This window comes from Vibrio sp. 1CM8B (genome assembly GCF_023161685.1).
GTDB classification, from domain to species: Bacteria; Pseudomonadota; Gammaproteobacteria; order Enterobacterales; family Vibrionaceae; genus Vibrio; species Vibrio coralliirubri.
The window spans coordinates 86,507-104,649 of sequence record NZ_JALNTU010000002.1 but is presented as its reverse complement, the minus strand read 5'-3'; the positions used below and the strand labels follow the sequence as shown (position 1 = coordinate 104,649).

The window sequence follows — 18,143 nt, the reverse complement described above, 5'->3', positions numbered from 1 at the left end:
CGCTGCGGACTACTTCGAGTGAAATTGCTCACAAGCGATCATGGTGTTCTCGATTAGGCTCGCAACCGTCATTGGACCAACACCACCCGGTACTGGTGTGATGAAGCTTGCGCTTTCTTTCGCTACGTCGTATTCAACGTCACCCACTAATTTGCCAGATTCCAAACGGTTGATACCCACATCGACCACAACAGCGCCTTTCTTAATCCAAGCGCCAGGAATGAAGTTTGGTTTACCTACGGCAACTACAACAACGTCTGCTTGACGTACGTGGCCTTCAAGGTCTTTGGTGAAGCGGTGACATGTTGTCGTCGTACAACCTGCTAGAAGAAGTTCTAGCGTCATTGGGCGACCTACGATGTTTGATGCGCCAACCACAACCGCGTGTTTACCACGTAAGTCGATGTTGTAACGGTCAAGCAGCGTGATGATGCCTTTTGGCGTACAAGAGCGAAGCTTGGGCATGCGCTGAGCCAAACGGCCGACATTGTACGGGTGGAAGCCATCAACGTCCTTTTCTGGCGTGATACGCTCAAGTACGTGAGTGCTATCAATGCCAGCTGGTAGAGGCAGTTGAACAAGAATACCGTCGATCTCTGGATCGTCGTTCAGTTGGTCTACCAGTGTTAACAATTCGTCTTCTGTCGCAGTGGCTGGCAAGTCGTAAGATTTAGATACGAAGCCAACTTCTTCACACGCTTTACGCTTACTTCCAACGTAAACCTGAGAAGCAGGGTCTTCACCCACTAAAACAACCGCTAGGCCCGGAGCGCGTAATCCAGCTTCAGTACGAGCTTTTACACGTGCAGCAACTTCGGAGCGAACCGTTTGAGAAATTAGCTTTCCATCAATATTTTGAGCAGTCATGAATTTCCTTAGTATTGATATTCAAGTTAGTGGCTGATGTTTTTGGCGCATTATTCCAGAAAATCTTTTTGATTACCATCAAGCAAACGTTTGCTTTGGTCTATTTTCCAACACTTATATGTTTGTTGGCCTTTTTTTACCCACTTAGATCAGAATGTTACATAAAGCCGTTGCTTTACTGATTCGAATTCGTATAATTCGTTCCTGTAGCGCGCCCTTAGCTCAGCTGGATAGAGCACCTCCCTTCTAAGGAGGTGGTCGAAGGTTCGAATCCTTCAGGGCGTGCCATTATTTAAAGAAACCCGATAACTCTCCGAGTTGTCGGGTTTTTTGCATTTAAGGGCAATCTAATCTTCTTTGTCTCAGTGGCCTTCTTTAGCAGTGTATCTGTTGGCTTCTGTTATACAGCCACGACCTCTGGAATGTATCGAAGGCCTAACATCGTACACCCATCTTCTAAGTAACTATCCGTCACCACGTCGAAACCGAATTTACCATAGTAGTCTTTAAGGTGTGCTTGTGCCGAAATAAAAATTGAGCAGTCAGGATAAATCTTTCGAGTTGCATCAAAACTCACCTGCATGAGTTGGTTACCTATCTGTTTGCCTCGATAGTCCTTCGCGACAATCACTCGTCCGATACAAACATCGTTGGCGTCTGAATCGAGCAGGGGAAGAACATCGGTTGGATACCCAAGTTTCTGAGCCATAATTCGACTGTAAGCCACTAAGTGTCCGTTCTCGTAGCCCATGACGTGATAAGTCTCTGGATGGTTATCTTTGCCATCCAAATCGCTGTAGGGCGTGTTCATATCCACGATAAAAATATCAACTCTTTGCTGCAAGAAATCATAGAGCTCTTGAACAGACAGATCTGCGAACTTTTTAACTCTCCACTCAATCATTATTCTTCTCCTTATTATTGTGGGCTACAACATAGAGAGTATTTGAAGTGACTTCATTAACCTTTGTTAATTGGGCAATGTTGCTGGTGAAAACAGCCACTTCAAAGCGACGCTCATTTCTCTTTGTCATTCATTTCATTCGGCTCATGTAATAGAAAGTTAAAATTGTTCGTTTTTTGGGGTTTACATCATTTGGTAATAAAGCCACTATGAATTCACGAAGAATAGACAAGTAAAGTTATTAGCCAGTCGGTTTAGGAATCAAACCTTCTGCTCAATAGCTGATTTAGAGGAAGTAATGGCAGGAAACAGTATCGGACAACATTTCCGCGTGACCACGTTCGGAGAAAGTCACGGTATCGCACTAGGATGTATCGTAGATGGGTGCCCACCAGGATTAGAAATTACCGAAGCAGACCTTCAAAGAGATTTGGATCGTCGTCGCCCTGGTACTTCTCGTTATACAACGGCTCGCCGTGAAGCGGATGAAGTGAAAATCTTATCAGGTGTGTTTGAAGGCCAAACTACGGGCACTTCTATTGGTCTATTGATTGAAAATACAGACCAACGCTCTAAAGACTATTCCGAAATTAAAGACAAGTTCCGCCCAGGTCACGCTGACTATACCTACCATCAAAAGTACGGTGTACGTGATTACCGTGGCGGCGGTCGCTCTTCTGCTCGTGAAACTGCAATGCGTGTTGCGGCAGGTGCAATTGCGAAGAAATACCTGAAACAAGAATTTGGTGTTGAAATCCAAGCTTACCTTTCTCAAATGGGCGATATCTCAATTGATAAAGTGGATTGGAATGAGATCGAAAACAACGCGTTTTTCTGCCCAGATGCCGACAAAGTGCCTGAGTTTGACCAACTGATTCGTGACTTGCTAAAAGAGGGCAACTCGATCGGCGCGAAGATTCAAGTGGTTGCGACTAAAGTGCCTGTAGGCCTTGGTGAGCCAATCTTTGATCGTCTAGATGCAGACATCGCGCACGCTCTAATGAGCATCAACGCGGTGAAAGGTGTTGAGATAGGTGATGGCTTTGATGTGGTTAATCAACGCGGTAGTGAACACCGTGATCCATTAACTCCAGAAGGTTTCAGCAGCAACCATGCTGGCGGTATCTTAGGTGGTATTTCTACTGGCCAAGATATTGTGGCAAGCATTGCGCTTAAACCAACATCAAGCATTACCGTTCCTGGTGACACGATCACTAAAGACGGTGAAGCAACGCAGCTAATCACTAAAGGTCGTCATGATCCATGTGTGGGTATTCGTGCCGTGCCAATCGCAGAAGCAATGTTAGCGATTGTATTGCTTGATCACTTGCTACGTCACCGTGGTCAAAACTTTGGTGTGACAACTGAAACGCCAAAAATCTAGTTCTGCTTCGTTTAATTCAGAACAGATTTGAAACTGATTTGATAAAAACAAAAAGGGTTGCTTCGTAATGAAGCAACCCTTTTTATATTGTGCGTAATTGAGAATATATTACCTAATGTACCGAGCTTTCCGGATCAAGCTGGAACGAAGGTAAACGCCACTTGAATCGTACGGCCGCCATGCGCAGCAAGTAACCAACCACAAGCGTAACAATCGTCGCAGTTACGTCGTTAATGCCAAGCTCAAGCAAACCTAGGTATAAACCTGAAGCGACAAGTGCGACAGATGCATACAGCTCTTCATGCAGAACCAATGGCGTTTGACGACAGATAAGATCGCGCAGCAAACCACCAAAGACACCGGTGACTAGCGCAGACACCATACAGATCATTGGGTGCAGACCCATGGTCATCGCTACCTTAGTACCAATAATACTGAACACGATAAGCCCTAGTGCATCTAAACGAATGAACAAGCCTTTTAGCTTGATTACCCATTTAGCCAGTCCGGTTGTAATAACACCTGCGATACAGGTGATCGCCAGATACTGCGGGTTTTCAACCCAACCTAAAGGGTAATGGCCAAGTAAGATATCTCGTACTGTACCGCCGCCAATTGCCGTTGCACTCGCAACCAACATTACACCAAACCAATCCATTTTTTGTTTGCCAGCACTGAGAGCGCCGGTCATGGCTTCTGCCGTGATGCCAATGATATACAAAACACTTAGTAGCATTGCTGTAGCTCTATAATTTAGGTCTATAAATTGGAGTCTTATAGGCCATAGGGATATAAAAATGAAGCGCGAGTGTAGTAGTAAAAACGCTGATTGACGAATGAATATTTGTACCGTGAATAGGCATTTCAGATTAGCTAAACTAATCATTCACCTCAAAGTAGTGTAATCTGGGAGCTGCAATCGATTGTCACGGTAAAGTATTGTGGTCAACCCAATGCCATTGCTTGTGATAGGGCTTTACCGAGCGCTGAAAAAAACGCAAAATGCCCCAGTTATTTTTACTTAAATTTGATTTTATGACGCACCAATACCCAGACATCATCGATATTTTCAATCAAACCTTTTTCGAGAGTTACAATACCAAGCTCGAATTGGGTGCAGACGAGCCTATTTACCTGCCAGCTGATGAACAGATTTCTCACCACCGTATCGTATTTGCTCGCGGCTTTTATGCGTCTGCCCTTCACGAAATAGCACACTGGTGTGTCGCGGGACCTGAACGTCGTTTGTTGGAAGATTTTGGCTATTGGTATGAACCTGATGGTCGAACTGAGGCGGTTCAAGCTGAGTTTGAAAAAGTAGAAATTCGCCCACAAGCGTATGAATGGATCATTGCGATGAGTGCGGGCTTTCCTTTTAATGTCAGCTGTGACAATCTACACGGCGATTTTGAGCCAGATCGTTTGGCCTTTATGAATAAAGTACACAGTGAAGTCATGGGTATCTTTGAAGCTGGTCTTCCGCCTCGCGTGAAAATGCTCTCTGAAGCATTACGCAGCTTTTACGATGTAGAACCTTTATGTACTAGCCAATTTATTGTGAAATAAGAGAATATTATGATTATCGAATTTGAAGAAAAACTACTTGAAGTAATTGATGCTCGCATTGAAAACGCATCAGACGATGAACTGTTTGCTGGTGGTTACTTACGTGGTCATATTTCTCTTTCTGTGGCTTCATGTGAAGAAGAAGGCATTGAAGATGTGGCAGAAGTAAAAGCTCGTATTGAACAGAGCCTAGACGACGCTCGCTCTGAACTAACACCAGCAGACCGCACTATCGTTAATGACCTTTGGGTTGAGCTACAAAACCAAGCTTAATCTCGATGCATTGATACTATCCGCTCAGTCCTTTCCTTTCCATTTTGCTGAGCGAACTGGTTTATTTGAGACTCGTTCGAAATTTTTGAATGAGTCCGTTCATTTCTTGTGATGGTTCCATTTTCTTACTACGTTATTCTAATCCCACTTAACGGAATTACAGAAAAGGTCACATCATGAAAGTTATCGCATTTGGCGCAAGCACAAGTTCTACCTCAATCAACAAAACACTAGCAACTTACGCAGCAAACTTGATTGAAGGTGCTGAAGTTAAAGTCCTAGACATCAACGATTACAATGTTCCTATGTTCAGTGAAGACACTGAAAAAGAGATTGGCCAAGCGGAAGGCGCTCAAGCGTTCTTGCGCGACCTAGCTGAAGCTGATGCGTTTGTTATCTCGTTCGCAGAACACAATGGTCACTACCCAGCAGCGTATAAAAACCTATTTGATTGGGCGACACGCATTGAGCGTTCAGTATTTGGTGAGAAGCCGGCGGTTTACCTAGCAACTTCACCGGGCCCTGGCGGCGCACAAACGGTACTGGGCGCAGCATCAGGTTCTGCACCTTACTTCGGTGGCAACGTGCAAGCGTCAGTTTCAGTACCAAGCTTCTACGATAACTTTGATTTTGAGTCTGGCTCTATCAGCAACGAAGAGATCGCTCTACAGATTAAAGACGCGGTTGCTAAGCTGTAAATACTACTTCGTTTAGAGCAACACGAACAACAAAAAGCCCGAGCGACATAATGTCGTTCGGGCTTTTTAGCTTTTTAGTTTCAGATATTTCAGATGTTCAGAATAGCTGAACTAGAAACTACGGCTTTGATTTAGAGTGCTTGTCAGCAACCCATCCAGCCGTTAATGCCTTACCTTTACGCAGTCTGCGTACCCACATTCGACTTGGGTGAATCGCCTCAAGCACATCAACAGGCAAGGGCAGCGGATCGCCACAGATCTGTGATGCTAATACTTCAGCTAATAATGGTGCAGAGCTTAAACCACGCGAACCCAGTCCGATAAAGCAATAAAGATTAGGGAAGCTTGTTACCGTTTGAACATCCTCAACCGAGTCACGCTGCGGGTTGAAATTGTGCAGATCTTGATACTGTTCCTTAATGGCTTCAAAGTCACCAACGTTTCCGACAAACGGAAGGTGGTCACGGCTTACGCTTCGGATACCTTGGCGCGCTAAGTTGTCACTGGTATCGACATCTTTTGTCCACGCTTGGTCTGGTAGTGACCCATGTAGGCGCTCGCCATTGTGCTGCTGAACCTCAATATCAAATTCTTGATCGATATTGGTTTTGTCGTAGTTAGCACCAATACAGTGATGACCATTGTTTGGATTCTGTGGCGTCAGGTAGCCATCAAAGCACAACACGGTTTTTAGCTGGCTGAGATTTTCCGTGGTCGGAATATGGCTCACTTGGCCTTTAACCGGAGTCAGTGGTACCGGCTGAGTTTGTTCAAACTGAGTGAACTTGTGTCCATTCGCGACAACCACTTGGTCGTGCTTGGTTTGAACCTCACCTTGAGGTGTCTCAATCGTCAGTAACCATTGCTGCTCTGCTTCTAACCATTCAAGTTGCGTTACTTGATGTTGATAGTGTGCGCTCACTTGGTTGCTCTCTTCTAACTTGCCAATCAAGCCTTGAGTAAGCTGAAGAGGGCTTAGCCAGCCGCCCAACGGAAAGTAAACACTCTCTTTATCGACCGGTAAGCCAATTTTTTCGTTGGCTTGCTCTGGTGATAAACGTTGAATTAGGTCGGTGTGGAAGTTGCCTTCCAACATGCGGTTGAGCTTTTTAGTGGAGCCTTGATCCCACATCAAGATGTTCACGCCACACCAGCTGTGATCAAATTGGATAGACTGAGCCGCTTGATTAATAAATTGACGAGCAAACAGTAATCCTGGGCCAAACACGCGAGACACGTTCGAGGTCGCTTCACTCAATAACGGGTAAATCGCTCCTTGGTTGTTACCCGAGGCATTGCCCGCAGCTTGTGGGTGTTCACAATAAAGGGTGATGTTTTTACCACGACGGCTTAGCGTTTTGGCTAATGCAGCACTGGCGACGCCACCACCAATGATCGCAATGTCTTGTGATTCACTGGGTTTAGAAAGGCCATACCAAGGTTTGATGTTGGTATGAGCGTGCTTTTCGCCAAGTCGGCCGGCAATCATTTCTCGCTTAGTACCAAAGCCTTTAACCTTTTTCATTTCAAAGCCAGCTTCAATTAAGCCACGGCGAACAAAGCCAGCAGCGGTGAAAGTGGCGCAACTACAATCTTGCTTAGCGAGCTTGGCCATGCCGTTGAATAGGTTTTGATTCCACATCTCTGGGTTCTTGCTCGGAGCAAAACCATCTAAGAACCAAGCATCAACCAAGCCTTCACGTGGGGTTGGTACGTTAGGCATACAATCTTTAATATCGCCAAACCACAAATCAAGCGTGATTGCGCCGTCGCCCAGCACAATGCGGTGACACTCAGGTAGAGCGATAGGGTAGTGTTCTTGGAGTTGCGTCGCATACTCGGCTAATTCTGGCCACGATTGGTGTGCTTTGATGAGATCCTCTTTATTTAAAGGATATTTTTCAAAACTGATGAAATGTAACTCTTTGGTCATCGCTTGTGGGTTATCTTTAAGAAAAGCATCGAACCATTGCCAAACGGCAAGAAAGTTCAAACCTGTGCCAAAGCCGGTTTCAGCAATCACAAAGCGGCGTTGTTCATGTTCAAGCCAACGCTCTGGAAGGTGGTTTTGCTTTAAAAAGACGTAGCGAGTTTCTTCTAAACCGTTAACATTGGAGAAGTAAACGTCGTCAAATTGGTCTGAAACTGGCGTGCCAGACTCATTCCATTCCAGTTCTGCATTAGTAATTGAAGTCATAAAATCTATCATTTTGTGATTTGAAGCGATATGTTGGTAGGGATTGTACGAATTTCTAGGAAAGCTGACCACTTTTGTTAGGCTTCTTAGTTATCATCTAGCTGAATTTAGAATTATAGGAATGTCACATGAAACGAGTCGTAATCACCGGTATGGGTATTGTTTCAAGTATCGGTAACAACGTCGAAGAAGTTTTAGCATCACTGAAAGAGGGTAAATCTGGTATTACCGCTTCAGAGCAGTTCAAGGAAAATGGCTTGCGCTCTCAAGTATGGGGTAACCTAAAAATGAACCCTGCTGACCATATCGATCGCAAAAAAATGCGCTTTATGGGTGATGCAGCGGCATTCGCTTATCTTTCAATGGAGCAAGCAATTGCTGATTCTGGTTTAACTGAAGATCAAGTATCTAATGACCGCACGGGTATCGTTGCGGGTTCAGGTGGTGCTTCATCTCTAAACCAAGTAAACGCGGTAGACATCATCCGTGAGAAAGGCGTGAAGCGCGTTGGTCCATACATGGTTCCACGAACAATGGCTTCTACGGTTTCTGCTTGTCTAGCAACTCCTTTCAAAATCCGTGGTGTGAACTACTCTATGAGCTCTGCATGTGCGACATCTGCACACTGTATTGGTCACGCAATGGAGCTTATCCAACTTGGTAAGCAAGACGTTGTATTCGCTGGTGGCGGTGAAGAACTGGATTGGTCTCTGACTATGATGTTCGACGCAATGGGTGCACTTTCTACTAAGTACAACGACACGCCAGAACTGGCTTCTCGTACCTACGATGCAGACCGTGACGGTTTCGTTATCTCTGGTGGCGGCGGCATGCTAGTTATCGAAGAGCTTGAGCACGCCGTTGCTCGTGGCGCGAAAATTTACGGCGAGATCGTAGGTTACGGCGCAACTTCAGATGGCTACGACATGGTTGCTCCTTCTGGTGAAGGCGCGGTTCGTTGTATGAAGATGGCAATGCAAAACGTTGATGGCGTTGACTACGTGAACACTCACGGTACTTCAACTCCAGTTGGCGACGTGAAAGAGCTAGGCGCTATTCAAGAAGTATTTGGTGGCAACAGCCCAGCAATTTCTGCAACTAAAGCGATGACAGGTCACGCTTTAGGCGCTGCTGGCGTACACGAAGCAATTTACTCAACGCTAATGCTAGACAACGGCTTTATCGCTCCAAGCATTAACGTTTCTAACCTAGACGAAGCTGCTGCTGGCCTAGACATCGTAACTGAAGCTCGTGATCAAGAGCTAACAACGGTTATGTCTAACAGCTTTGGTTTCGGCGGTACGAACGCAACGCTAGTAATCAAAAAGTACCAAGCTTAACTTAAGCTTGAGTTACAGAGACAAGGTTAATCGTTAAAGGGTTGCGCTAGTGCCGATTCAACACGCACAGGTCACCCAGTAATAATGACCATCAGAACAAAGTTTTTAGACGTAGGTTGGTAAACGTGTTTTTCAAACATAGTTTTTAAATCTGGGTTTAGAAATTGAAAGGTTTCCAGAGCTTGACCAGTCCTGACCTTGGTTAGTACTGGTTGAACAGACGCAAGACTCTGTCTCCTGGAGAGCGAGATAGGATCCTTTTGTTCTGGATGTTTGCCCGATTGTTTATTCAATCGGGCATTTTTCGTTTTAGCCTTTCGATCTTGGGTGTTCACTTTGGTTTCGGTTCTTGTCTACCAAGGTTAGGTGATTCGGCCCTTTATTTATAATGTATTCCAATTGCTACTCGACACCGTGTGTGGAATTTTGCACAATCATTTCAATTCACATTTAGGTCGATAGACCCCAACAAAAGTACTCGCCAAATGAAAATCTTAATCGACGAAAATATGCCTTACGCTGAAGCGCTTTTTAGCCAGCTAGGGGAAGTGAGAATGAAGTCTGGTCGCACATTAACAGCTGACGACCTAGTTGACGTAGACGCATTGATGATTCGCTCTGTTACCAAGGTAAACGAGTCATTGATCAGCAAAGCCAATAAGCTGAAGTTTGTCGGTACTGCGACGGCTGGTATGGATCACGTTGACCAAGAATTGATGAAAGAGCGTGGCATTTTCTTTACTGCGGCGCCTGGCTGTAACAAGGTGGGTGTTGCTGAGTACGCGTTCAGTGCGATGATGGTGCTTGCGCAGCAACAAGGCTTCTCTGTTTTTGATAAAACGGTTGGTATTATCGGCTGTGGTCAAGTGGGCAGTTACTTAGCGAAGTGCCTAGAAGGCATTGGTATCAAAGTTCTGCTGAACGATCCTCTAAAACAGCAAGAAGGTGATACTCGCGAATTTACTGAGCTAGAGACTCTGCTTGAGCAATCAGACGTTATTACATTGCATACACCGATCACTAAGACGGGTGAGTTTCCAACGCATCACTTGATCAATGAGCAAGTGCTGAACAACTTACGTGCTGACCAAATCCTGATTAATGCAGCTCGAGGTCCTGTGGTTGATAACCAAGCGCTAAAAGCTCGCCTGCAAAAAGCCGATGGTTTTACTGCAGTGCTTGATGTGTTTGAGTTTGAACCTGAAGTCGACTTTGAGCTTCTTCCGTTACTCGCTTTTGTAACGCCTCACGTAGCGGGCTACGGTTTAGAGGGTAAAGCGCGTGGTACCACGATGATCTTCAACAGTTATTGTGAGTTTTTAGGTACTGAACAGCGTGCGTATGCAAGTGACTTATTGCCGACAGCGCCTGTACCTCAAATGAAATTAGATAGAGCTTGGGATGAAGCAACACTGCACAATTTGACTCAGTTGATCTATGATGTGCGCAAAGACGACGCCTTATTCCGTCGCAATATCGCTACGCCGGGTTCTTTTGACAAGATGCGTAAAGAATATTGGGACCGCAGAGAGTACAGTGCAGTCGAGTTAACGGGCGACGAATCTTGTAATTTAACGCCGTTATCTAAACTCGGTTTTATGGTAAAGCCAACTTTATAAAAGAGAGAAACAATGAGCCAAGAATTTAATATTGCTATTTTAGGTGCGACTGGTGCGGTTGGTGAAACCATTCTTGAAGTACTTAAAGAGCGTAAATTCCCTGTCGGTGAAATGCACTTACTAGCAAGTGAACGTAGTGAAGGCAAAACTTCCCGTTTTAACGGCAAAACAATACAAGTACAAAACGTAGAAGACTTCGATTGGTCTCAAGTACATATTGCGTTTTTCTCTGCAGGTAGCGAGCTTTCAGAGCGTTGGGCTCCAATTGCGGCTGATGAAGGTGTTGTTGTTATCGATAACACATCACGTTTCCGTTACGAATACGATGTTCCTCTGGTTGTGCCTGAAGTGAACCCTGAAGCAATTGCTGAGTTCCGTAACCGTAACATCATCGCGAACCCTAACTGTTCTACTATCCAAATGGTAGTAGCTCTGAAACCAATTCACGATGAAGTGGGCCTTGAGCGTATTAACGTTTCAACTTACCAATCTGTGTCTGGTGCAGGTAAGCCAGGTATCGATGAGCTAGCGGGTCAAACGGCTAAGCTTCTTAACGGTATGCCAGCTGAAAATTCAGCGTTCTCACAACAGATCGCCTTCAACTGTATTCCTCAAATCGATGAATTTACCGAGAACGGCTACACGCGTGAAGAGATGAAGATGGTTTGGGAAACTCAAAAAATCTTTGCTGACTCTTCAATCACAGTGAACCCGACTTGTGTTCGTGTACCAGTATTCTACGGTCACGCAGAATCTCTACACATTGAAACTCGCGCACCAATCGGTGCAGAGCAAGTGGTTCAGCTTCTAGAGAACACAGAAGGTGTTGAAGTATTCCAAGCGCTAGACTTCCCAACTCAAGTTCGTGATGCAGGTGGTAAAGACCACGTAATGGTTGGTCGTATTCGTAACGACATCAGCCATCACAGCGGCGTGAACATGTGGGTTGTCGCTGATAACGTTCGTAAAGGCGCAGCAACAAACGCAGTTCAAATCGCTGAAGTTCTGATTCGCGATTACTTCTAAGCTTTATTGCTTTGATAAACAAGCCTCACTCTTTAGTGGGGCTTTTTTAATCGATTAAAAATATTGTTAGTCAAATTGTGTGAAATTGCTGCGAATATTGTTGCTGCAACACATTTTTTGTTTTCATCTCTATAGTTTTACGTCATTTATCCGATATATTTAATAGATCATCACTTTTCCGAATTTAAGCACCTAGCTGAGCCTTTTATGTTTCAAATTTTCAAGCCGTGGTTAATGCCTTTTGCCTTTATCATTGCGACTCAGATTTCTGTTGTTCGTGCAGATTCCATTCGAGTTGTAGGGCCTAATGGCCAGATACAATCAGCGCCTACGTTTTCAGAACCACTTCAAAGAGCGCAATCGAATAGCGCTGAGCCTTCACGTTTCTATGGTCCAACTCGCGGCTCAGAAACATTGTGGTCTATTGCTTCAAAGTTACGCCCTGATAACTCCGTGTCAGTCCAACAAACTCTGTTGGCTATTTATCGCTTAAACCCACAAGCGTTTGAAAACCAGAATATCCATAGCCTGCTGCCTGCCAGTAATTTACGAGTGCCTTCTTTAGAGCAAGCACGTGCAAGCTCGACGCAGCAAGCTATCAACATCATGAACTCACATCTTGCTAAGCTTGATGCTCCTGCAAGTAAGCCTGTCGCTTCAAAACCCAAAGCGCCGAGTTCTGATGCAAAAAATGTTGCTCCTGCTAAGCAAGTAAGCACTACTGAAACCGCTAAAAAGCCATTGTCTCCAACTCAATCATCTATAGCTCCATCTGCTCCAACCCAAGAGATGAACAAGTTAGAGAAGCAGCTAGAGCTTTCAGAAACTGAACTCCTGTCACTTGAAGAGAAAAACCACCAACTTCGTTTGATGTTATCGAATGTTCAATCGGAAGTTGATGAGCTAAAAACTGAGCTCAGCGATGAAGATCGCATTCGTAGCGAAGTGGAAAAACTGCTTGATGAAGAGCGCAGAAAGAACGCCGAAATTGAAAAAATGGCACCAAGTGCCATGGACGAACTGTTATCGAATGGTTGGTTAGTAGCGGCTCTGGCGATTATTCCAGGCCTGCTAATTGGTTTGATCGTTGTGATGCTGTTAGGCCGTCGTTCTAAAAATGATGAGCAACAGCAAACTGCTCAAGAGCAACCGATTCAGCCAGAACCAAGCACCGTTGCGCCTATTACATTGGGCGACGAGATGGATGACCTTAACGAGCTGTCTTTAGACGATGACTTGTTTGGTACGGAAGATGACGCCAACAAGTTGTTTGACGATCAAGCGCTAGCTGAGGAAGACGATGTCTTTGCCGGCTTAGATGAATCTGATCTCGATTTTAATCTAGATGGTGAAGACGATGACCCGTTCGCCAGTATTGGCGAAAACGGTGATTTAGACACCAACTTCGACGATCTAGATTTAGACAGCAGCAACGGCATTAGTGTTAATGGTGAAGAGAAAGCGCTTGGCCTTGAAGAGATGGAGCGTGCGCTCGATAAAACAGCGGAAAGTGCCGTCGATACTGATGATGTCGACTTCGACCTTTCTGATGATAACGCAATGTCTGCGGATGACATTGAAGCTTTACTATCTCAAGAGTCTGAAACTGAAGATCTCGGTTCCAACGAGCTAGACCAATCTTTATTAGATGATCTGTTTGCTCTTGATGACGAAGATGATGATAGCTTCGATATTGATGCTCTGATTTCGGAAGAGCAAAGTGATTCGCCTTCTAGCACTGAAACACCAGCAAGCGATGATTTTGACATCGATGCGCTTATCTCTGAGCAACAAAGTGAGACCAAGCCTGCTGATTTGAGTAATGACGACTTTGATATTGATGCTCTAATCTCTGAACAACAGTCTCCTGAGCCTGAGCCTGAGCCTGCGTCACCAACAGCGAATGATGATATTGATGACATCTTTGCCCAAGTTGCCGCTCAGAACGATCAAGCGAATGACCCTTTCAACCTCGATAGCGACGATGAGATTGCCACTAACCTAAACAGTGGTTTGGCGTCTGATGATGATATCGAAAACATTCTGTCTCAGTTCGATAAGCCAATCGTAGATGAAGAACCTCAAGACAGCGTTGACCTGCTTGATGAGCAATTGGCAGGAGATGACGTTGATCTAAGTAACTCGACCGACCTTCTTGATGAAATGTTGGAAGACGAATCGGGTGATGAGTCTGAAAGTGAGCCTTTAGGCTTTGATTCTCTGTCTGAACTGGAAGAGCTCTCTGGTTTATCGACCGATGATGACATAAACATCGCAGAAGACAGCACGGAAACCTTGGATGAATTGATAGGTGATTCTGACGATGATGATTTCGAACTTGATGCCGAAAGTACCGACTTACTGGATGATTTCCTTGATAGTGAATTGTCAGATGATGAGCTTTCAGAAGATGCCCCAAAATCAGAATCTCTAGACCCGTTTGATGACTTACTGACAAGTGGCATTGAAGACGTGCTTGAATCTGAAGATAAGACGTTTGATAAAGAGCTAGACGCAGCCTTTGGTTTTGACAACGCTAACGATGAGCCTGAAAAGGACTCAGACGTTGAGCTTACTCCGTTAACCTTTGAAACATCCGAAGTTGAGCCTGAGCAAGCATCGGACATTAGTGAAACACCACAACCTGAAGTCGTTACTGATGAATCGTTAGATTCTGAAATGACTCAAGAAAGTTCTGACATTAAGCCAGAAAATGATGAAGCCTTTAATCGTGATGGTTTTATCGATGATTTGTTTGGTGTCGCACCGGCAACGGATGCTTTGCTTGATGAGTCGCTAGAAACAACAGACGAAGCGTTGATTGATGAGTTGATGACTTCTGATGACAATGATTTGTTGCCAGCAATAGAAAAGCCTGTTGAACCATCAATTGAAAATACGGTTGAACCAGAGCAAGCGTCTCTTTCAAATAGCAACGAAGTATCAGCGCAAGAAACTGCATCATCGGTGGAAGATGATGAATTGGATATCGACTCGCTGTTATCTGAGAATTCTGATTTTGATAAACCAGATTTTGAAGAGCGAGTTCAAGAAGAGACCGCACAACAAGAATCAGAGCCAGAGCCGAAAGAAGCCGACGTCCAAGAGCAGCGTGAAGGCGAAGACATTGCTGCTAGCTTTGAAGAACAAACTTCGCCATCCTCTTTAAATGATATCTCTGAAGATGAAGAAGAGACGGTTGAAGACTGGTTAGCTGAAGCCATCGACGATGTAGAGTCGCCAGCGAACGTTACCTCTGATTTTGACTTTGAACCGAAAATCCAAGGTAGCGATCAGCTTGAAGATGTCGTTGAATCCTTGCCAGAGCCAGAGCCAGAGCCAGAGCCAGAGCCAGAGCCAGAGCCAGAGCCAGAGCCAGAGCCAGAGCCAGAGCCAGTTCGTGCTGCAAACATGCCAGAGATCATTCCGAATGAATTTGGTGTGCCACAAGACGATGATTGGCTGATTGAAGATGAGGCGTCTGAACCAGAAGCATTAGCGGAAACTGACGTAACACCAGAGCTAGTGACACCTGTCGCTGAACCGCAAGTTGAAGCTACACCACAAGCGGAAGTAGCAGAACAAGCTGAAGTTCTAGGACAAGAAGGCGAAGAAGAATTCTCGTTTGATGACTTTGAACTACCAGAGTTTAGTGAAGAAGATGCACTAGCGGAAGCTGATGCTGAATCAACAACAGAATCAGTATTGCCAGCTATTGATGCTCAACCAAGTGTTGAACCTCAAACTGAAGCCCAAGTTACAGCTCAAGGGCAAGGCGACGAAGAGTTTTCGTTTGATGATTTCGAGTTACCTGAGTTTGGCGAAGAAGACGCACTAGCGGAAGCTGATGCTGAATCAACACCAGAACCAGTAACGCCTGCTATTGATTCTCAACCAACTGTTGAATCGCAACCAACCGCTGAGCCTCAACTAGATGCTGCACCACAGGCTGAAACTGCGAAACCAGAAAGCGAAGAAGAGTTCTCGTTTGATGACTTCGAACTCCCAGAGTTTGGTGAAGAAGACGCGTTAGCAGAAGTGGTGAGTGAGCCTGATGAAGCGCAGTTAGAGCAAGACTTAGCGCCTGACACCGAGAAGTTCGAGTTCGATGATCTTGATCTTCCTGAGTACGATGAAGAAAGCGCAAAAGCGGATTCTGTTTTAGATGATATTGAGCAAAGCAATGCTGAGCCGGTGGCGGAAGACCAAGGCGTAGAGTTTGATGAGTTTGATTTACCGGAATACGGTGAAGACGAAGCGATCTCTGATGCGTTTGCAGAGAAGCCAACACCACTGACTTCTTTCAGTCCACAAGGAGAAGAGCAAGATGCGTTGCATGATCTGTTCTCAAATCCTCAGAGCTACAGTCAGGCTGATGATTTCTCGAATGCACAAGACTCTGAGCCGGCTGGTTTTGCACAGCCAGAACAATCACTGAGCGCGGCTTCAGAACCAAACTCAACGCCAACAGCGCTTCAAGACGAACCACTAGAAGGCTTTGATGACTTTGATGAGACAGCATTAGCTGAGTTGCTTTCTGAAGATGTTCAAGACTCTGTCGACAACATGTTCGATAAGCCATTGGACGCAACTTCTATTGATAGCGCAGGGCTAGATATTGACGCCATGCTTGAAGTTGGCGGCGAAGACTGGAAAGGCTTTAACCTAGCGCCAGAACAACAATCGAGCATGCATAATGATGTGCCTGATGACCAACAAGAGATTTGGGCATCGGCTGAGCAGCAAGCTGAACCGAAAATCAAAGAAGAGAATTGGGCTCAACAAGACAACCTAACCGAATCAGGCAACAGTCGTGATAAGCAGTACATGACGATTGATGAACTGATGGCTCAAGTCGAGCAAGAAGGTGAAGAAGTCATTAATCCAGACGATGAAGAGCTTAAACTGGATGTTGGTCTAAACGAATTCCCTGATGTTATCGGTGATATTGGCAATTATGATGTCGACAGCAATGCAGAAGCTGCAGGTAAGCTTGATTTGGCCAAAATCTACATCGAGATGAGTGACTCGCAAGGGGCAATTAAGCTTCTAGAAGAGGCAATCGTTGACGGCAGCGATGATATTCGTCGAGAGGCCAAAAATCTTATCGATACGCTAAACGGTCGATAAATTAACAAATCAGAAAGGGTAGCGTTGGCTACCCTTTATTTTAAGGCGATACAGAGCACTATTGTTTGATTTGGTTTTTCAAAAGCACCGTATCAGTCGACGCTGATTGTTTATTGAAGTTTTAGCCCCATCCTATTTGGGCTAGCACTGATTTCCGTATATACTTCTCGCCCATTTTCAAAGAGAACAAGAACATGAAAATTGCTTTAGGTATTGAATATAACGGTACCCACTACTTTGGTTGGCAGCGCCAACGAGACGTGAAAAGTGTCCAAGAAGAATTGGAAAAGGCTCTTTCAGTTGTCGCGAATCACCCTGTAGAAGTTATGTGCGCAGGTCGTACAGATGCCGGTGTTCACGGTACGGGACAAGTCGTTCACTTTGAAACTAATGTTGATCGTAAAATGGTGGCATGGACAATGGGCGCGAATGCTAACATGCCAAAAGATATTGCGGTTCGTTGGGCGACAGAAGTGAATGAGGATTTCCATGCTCGTTTCTCGGCAACAGCTCGCCGTTATCGCTACATTATCTTTAACCATGCACTACGCCCAGGTATTTTGAATTCAGGGGTGAGCCATTATCATGGTCATCTTGATGAGAAAAAAATGCATGAAGCGGGTCAATACTTACTTGGTGAGAATGACTTCACTTCGTTTAGGGCAACACACTGTCAATCTCGTAGCCCATGGAGAAACATGATTCACTTGAACGTGACTCGTCATGGACACTACATTGTGATCGATATTAAAGCGAATGCGTTTGTTCACCACATGGTGAGGAATATTACTGGTAGCCTTATTGCCGTAGGTAAAGGTGAGCAGAAACCAGAGTGGATCCAGTGGCTTTTAGAAGCTAAAGATCGAAAAGTAGCCGGCGCAACTGCAAAAGCGGAAGGTTTGTATCTGGTGGATGTTGATTATCCTGAACATTTTGAGCTACCACGAGAGCCAATTGGTCCTCTATTTTTACCGGATAATTTGAACTAAATGTGAGACTTAGGTTCAAAAATTATTACGGTTTAGTGCGTAAGATAGTCCCAGAAAATAGGTACAACCAGTTTTTTATCTACAGTCGCTGTTTTATGTGCTTTAATTCCCACGCATAATTCCCAAATTTATTTCTTTCGCAATCAAGCG

At 45.0% G+C, this 18,143-nt stretch carries 13 protein-coding genes and 1 tRNA gene; 10 read left to right on the top strand and 4 right to left on the bottom strand.

The window, feature by feature from the left end:
- Positions 1-9 precede the first annotated feature (9 nt).
- Positions 10-867 carry a bifunctional methylenetetrahydrofolate dehydrogenase/methenyltetrahydrofolate cyclohydrolase FolD gene (gene folD / locus MSG36_RS04225; RefSeq protein ID WP_017062367.1) on the bottom strand — a complete coding sequence of 286 codons (858 nt, stop codon included), beginning with the start codon at positions 865-867 and terminating at the stop codon, positions 10-12.
- Positions 868-1,078: 211 nt separating this feature from the next.
- On the opposite strand from folD, the gene MSG36_RS04220 reads away from it, so the two are divergent.
- A tRNA-Arg gene (locus MSG36_RS04220) sits at positions 1,079-1,155 on the top strand.
- A gap of 112 nt (positions 1,156-1,267) precedes the next feature.
- On the opposite strand, the gene MSG36_RS04215 is transcribed toward MSG36_RS04220, so the two are convergent.
- Positions 1,268-1,771 carry a GNAT family N-acetyltransferase gene (locus tag MSG36_RS04215; RefSeq protein WP_061038774.1) on the bottom strand — a complete coding sequence of 168 codons (504 nt, stop codon included), beginning with the start codon at positions 1,769-1,771 and terminating at the stop codon, positions 1,268-1,270.
- Positions 1,772-2,069: 298 nt separating this feature from the next.
- Between MSG36_RS04215 and aroC the strand changes: the two genes are divergently transcribed.
- Positions 2,070-3,155: a chorismate synthase gene (gene aroC / locus MSG36_RS04210; protein ID WP_004734182.1), complete on the top strand. Its 1,086-nt coding sequence runs from the start codon at positions 2,070-2,072 to the stop codon at positions 3,153-3,155.
- Between the two features lie 112 nt (positions 3,156-3,267).
- Here the strand turns inward: aroC and MSG36_RS04205 are convergent, their stop codons facing one another.
- Positions 3,268-3,891: a trimeric intracellular cation channel family protein gene (locus MSG36_RS04205; protein WP_004734183.1), complete on the bottom strand. Its 624-nt coding sequence runs from the start codon at positions 3,889-3,891 to the stop codon at positions 3,268-3,270.
- A gap of 299 nt (positions 3,892-4,190) precedes the next feature.
- On the opposite strand from MSG36_RS04205, the gene MSG36_RS04200 reads away from it, so the two are divergent.
- The 3 genes from MSG36_RS04200 to MSG36_RS04190 all read left to right on the top strand — a co-directional run bounded on the left by MSG36_RS04200 (position 4,191) and on the right by MSG36_RS04190 (position 5,692).
- Entirely contained in the window at positions 4,191-4,721 is a 531-nt protein-coding gene (locus MSG36_RS04200) for an elongation factor P hydroxylase (protein WP_050643038.1), read from the top strand.
- A gap of 9 nt (positions 4,722-4,730) precedes the next feature.
- On the top strand, positions 4,731-4,994 hold the full coding sequence (locus MSG36_RS04195; protein WP_017063425.1) for a YfcL family protein: 264 nt from the start codon (positions 4,731-4,733) through the stop codon (positions 4,992-4,994).
- Between the two features lie 176 nt (positions 4,995-5,170).
- Positions 5,171-5,692, top strand: a complete 522-nt coding sequence (locus MSG36_RS04190; RefSeq protein WP_061038778.1) for an NADPH-dependent FMN reductase — start codon at positions 5,171-5,173, stop codon at positions 5,690-5,692.
- Between the two features lie 118 nt (positions 5,693-5,810).
- On the opposite strand, the gene mnmC is transcribed toward MSG36_RS04190, so the two are convergent.
- Positions 5,811-7,961 carry a bifunctional tRNA (5-methylaminomethyl-2-thiouridine)(34)-methyltransferase MnmD/FAD-dependent 5-carboxymethylaminomethyl-2-thiouridine(34) oxidoreductase MnmC gene (mnmC, locus tag MSG36_RS04185; protein ID WP_248366486.1) on the bottom strand — a complete coding sequence of 717 codons (2,151 nt, stop codon included), beginning with the start codon at positions 7,959-7,961 and terminating at the stop codon, positions 5,811-5,813.
- Positions 7,962-8,017: 56 nt separating this feature from the next.
- Here mnmC and fabB point away from each other — a divergent pair, with 56 nt between their 5' ends.
- The 5 genes from fabB (at position 8,018) to truA (ending at position 17,993) form a co-directional block, all read left to right on the top strand.
- A complete protein-coding gene (gene fabB / locus MSG36_RS04180) occupies positions 8,018-9,229 on the top strand; it encodes a beta-ketoacyl-ACP synthase I (protein ID WP_017062353.1) in 1,212 nt (403 codons plus the stop codon).
- A 485-nt stretch (positions 9,230-9,714) separates the two neighbouring features.
- A complete protein-coding gene (locus MSG36_RS04175; RefSeq protein ID WP_248366484.1) occupies positions 9,715-10,848 on the top strand; it encodes a 4-phosphoerythronate dehydrogenase in 1,134 nt (377 codons plus the stop codon).
- Between the two features lie 12 nt (positions 10,849-10,860).
- Entirely contained in the window at positions 10,861-11,874 is a 1,014-nt protein-coding gene (locus tag MSG36_RS04170) for an aspartate-semialdehyde dehydrogenase (protein ID WP_017062350.1), read from the top strand.
- Between the two features lie 207 nt (positions 11,875-12,081).
- Complete coding sequence (locus MSG36_RS04165) at positions 12,082-17,004, top strand: FimV/HubP family polar landmark protein (RefSeq protein WP_248366482.1); 4,923 nt, start codon at positions 12,082-12,084, stop codon at positions 17,002-17,004.
- A 194-nt stretch (positions 17,005-17,198) separates the two neighbouring features.
- A complete protein-coding gene (gene truA, locus MSG36_RS04160; protein ID WP_004734161.1) occupies positions 17,199-17,993 on the top strand; it encodes a tRNA pseudouridine(38-40) synthase TruA in 795 nt (264 codons plus the stop codon).
- Positions 17,994-18,143: the final 150 nt, after the last annotated feature.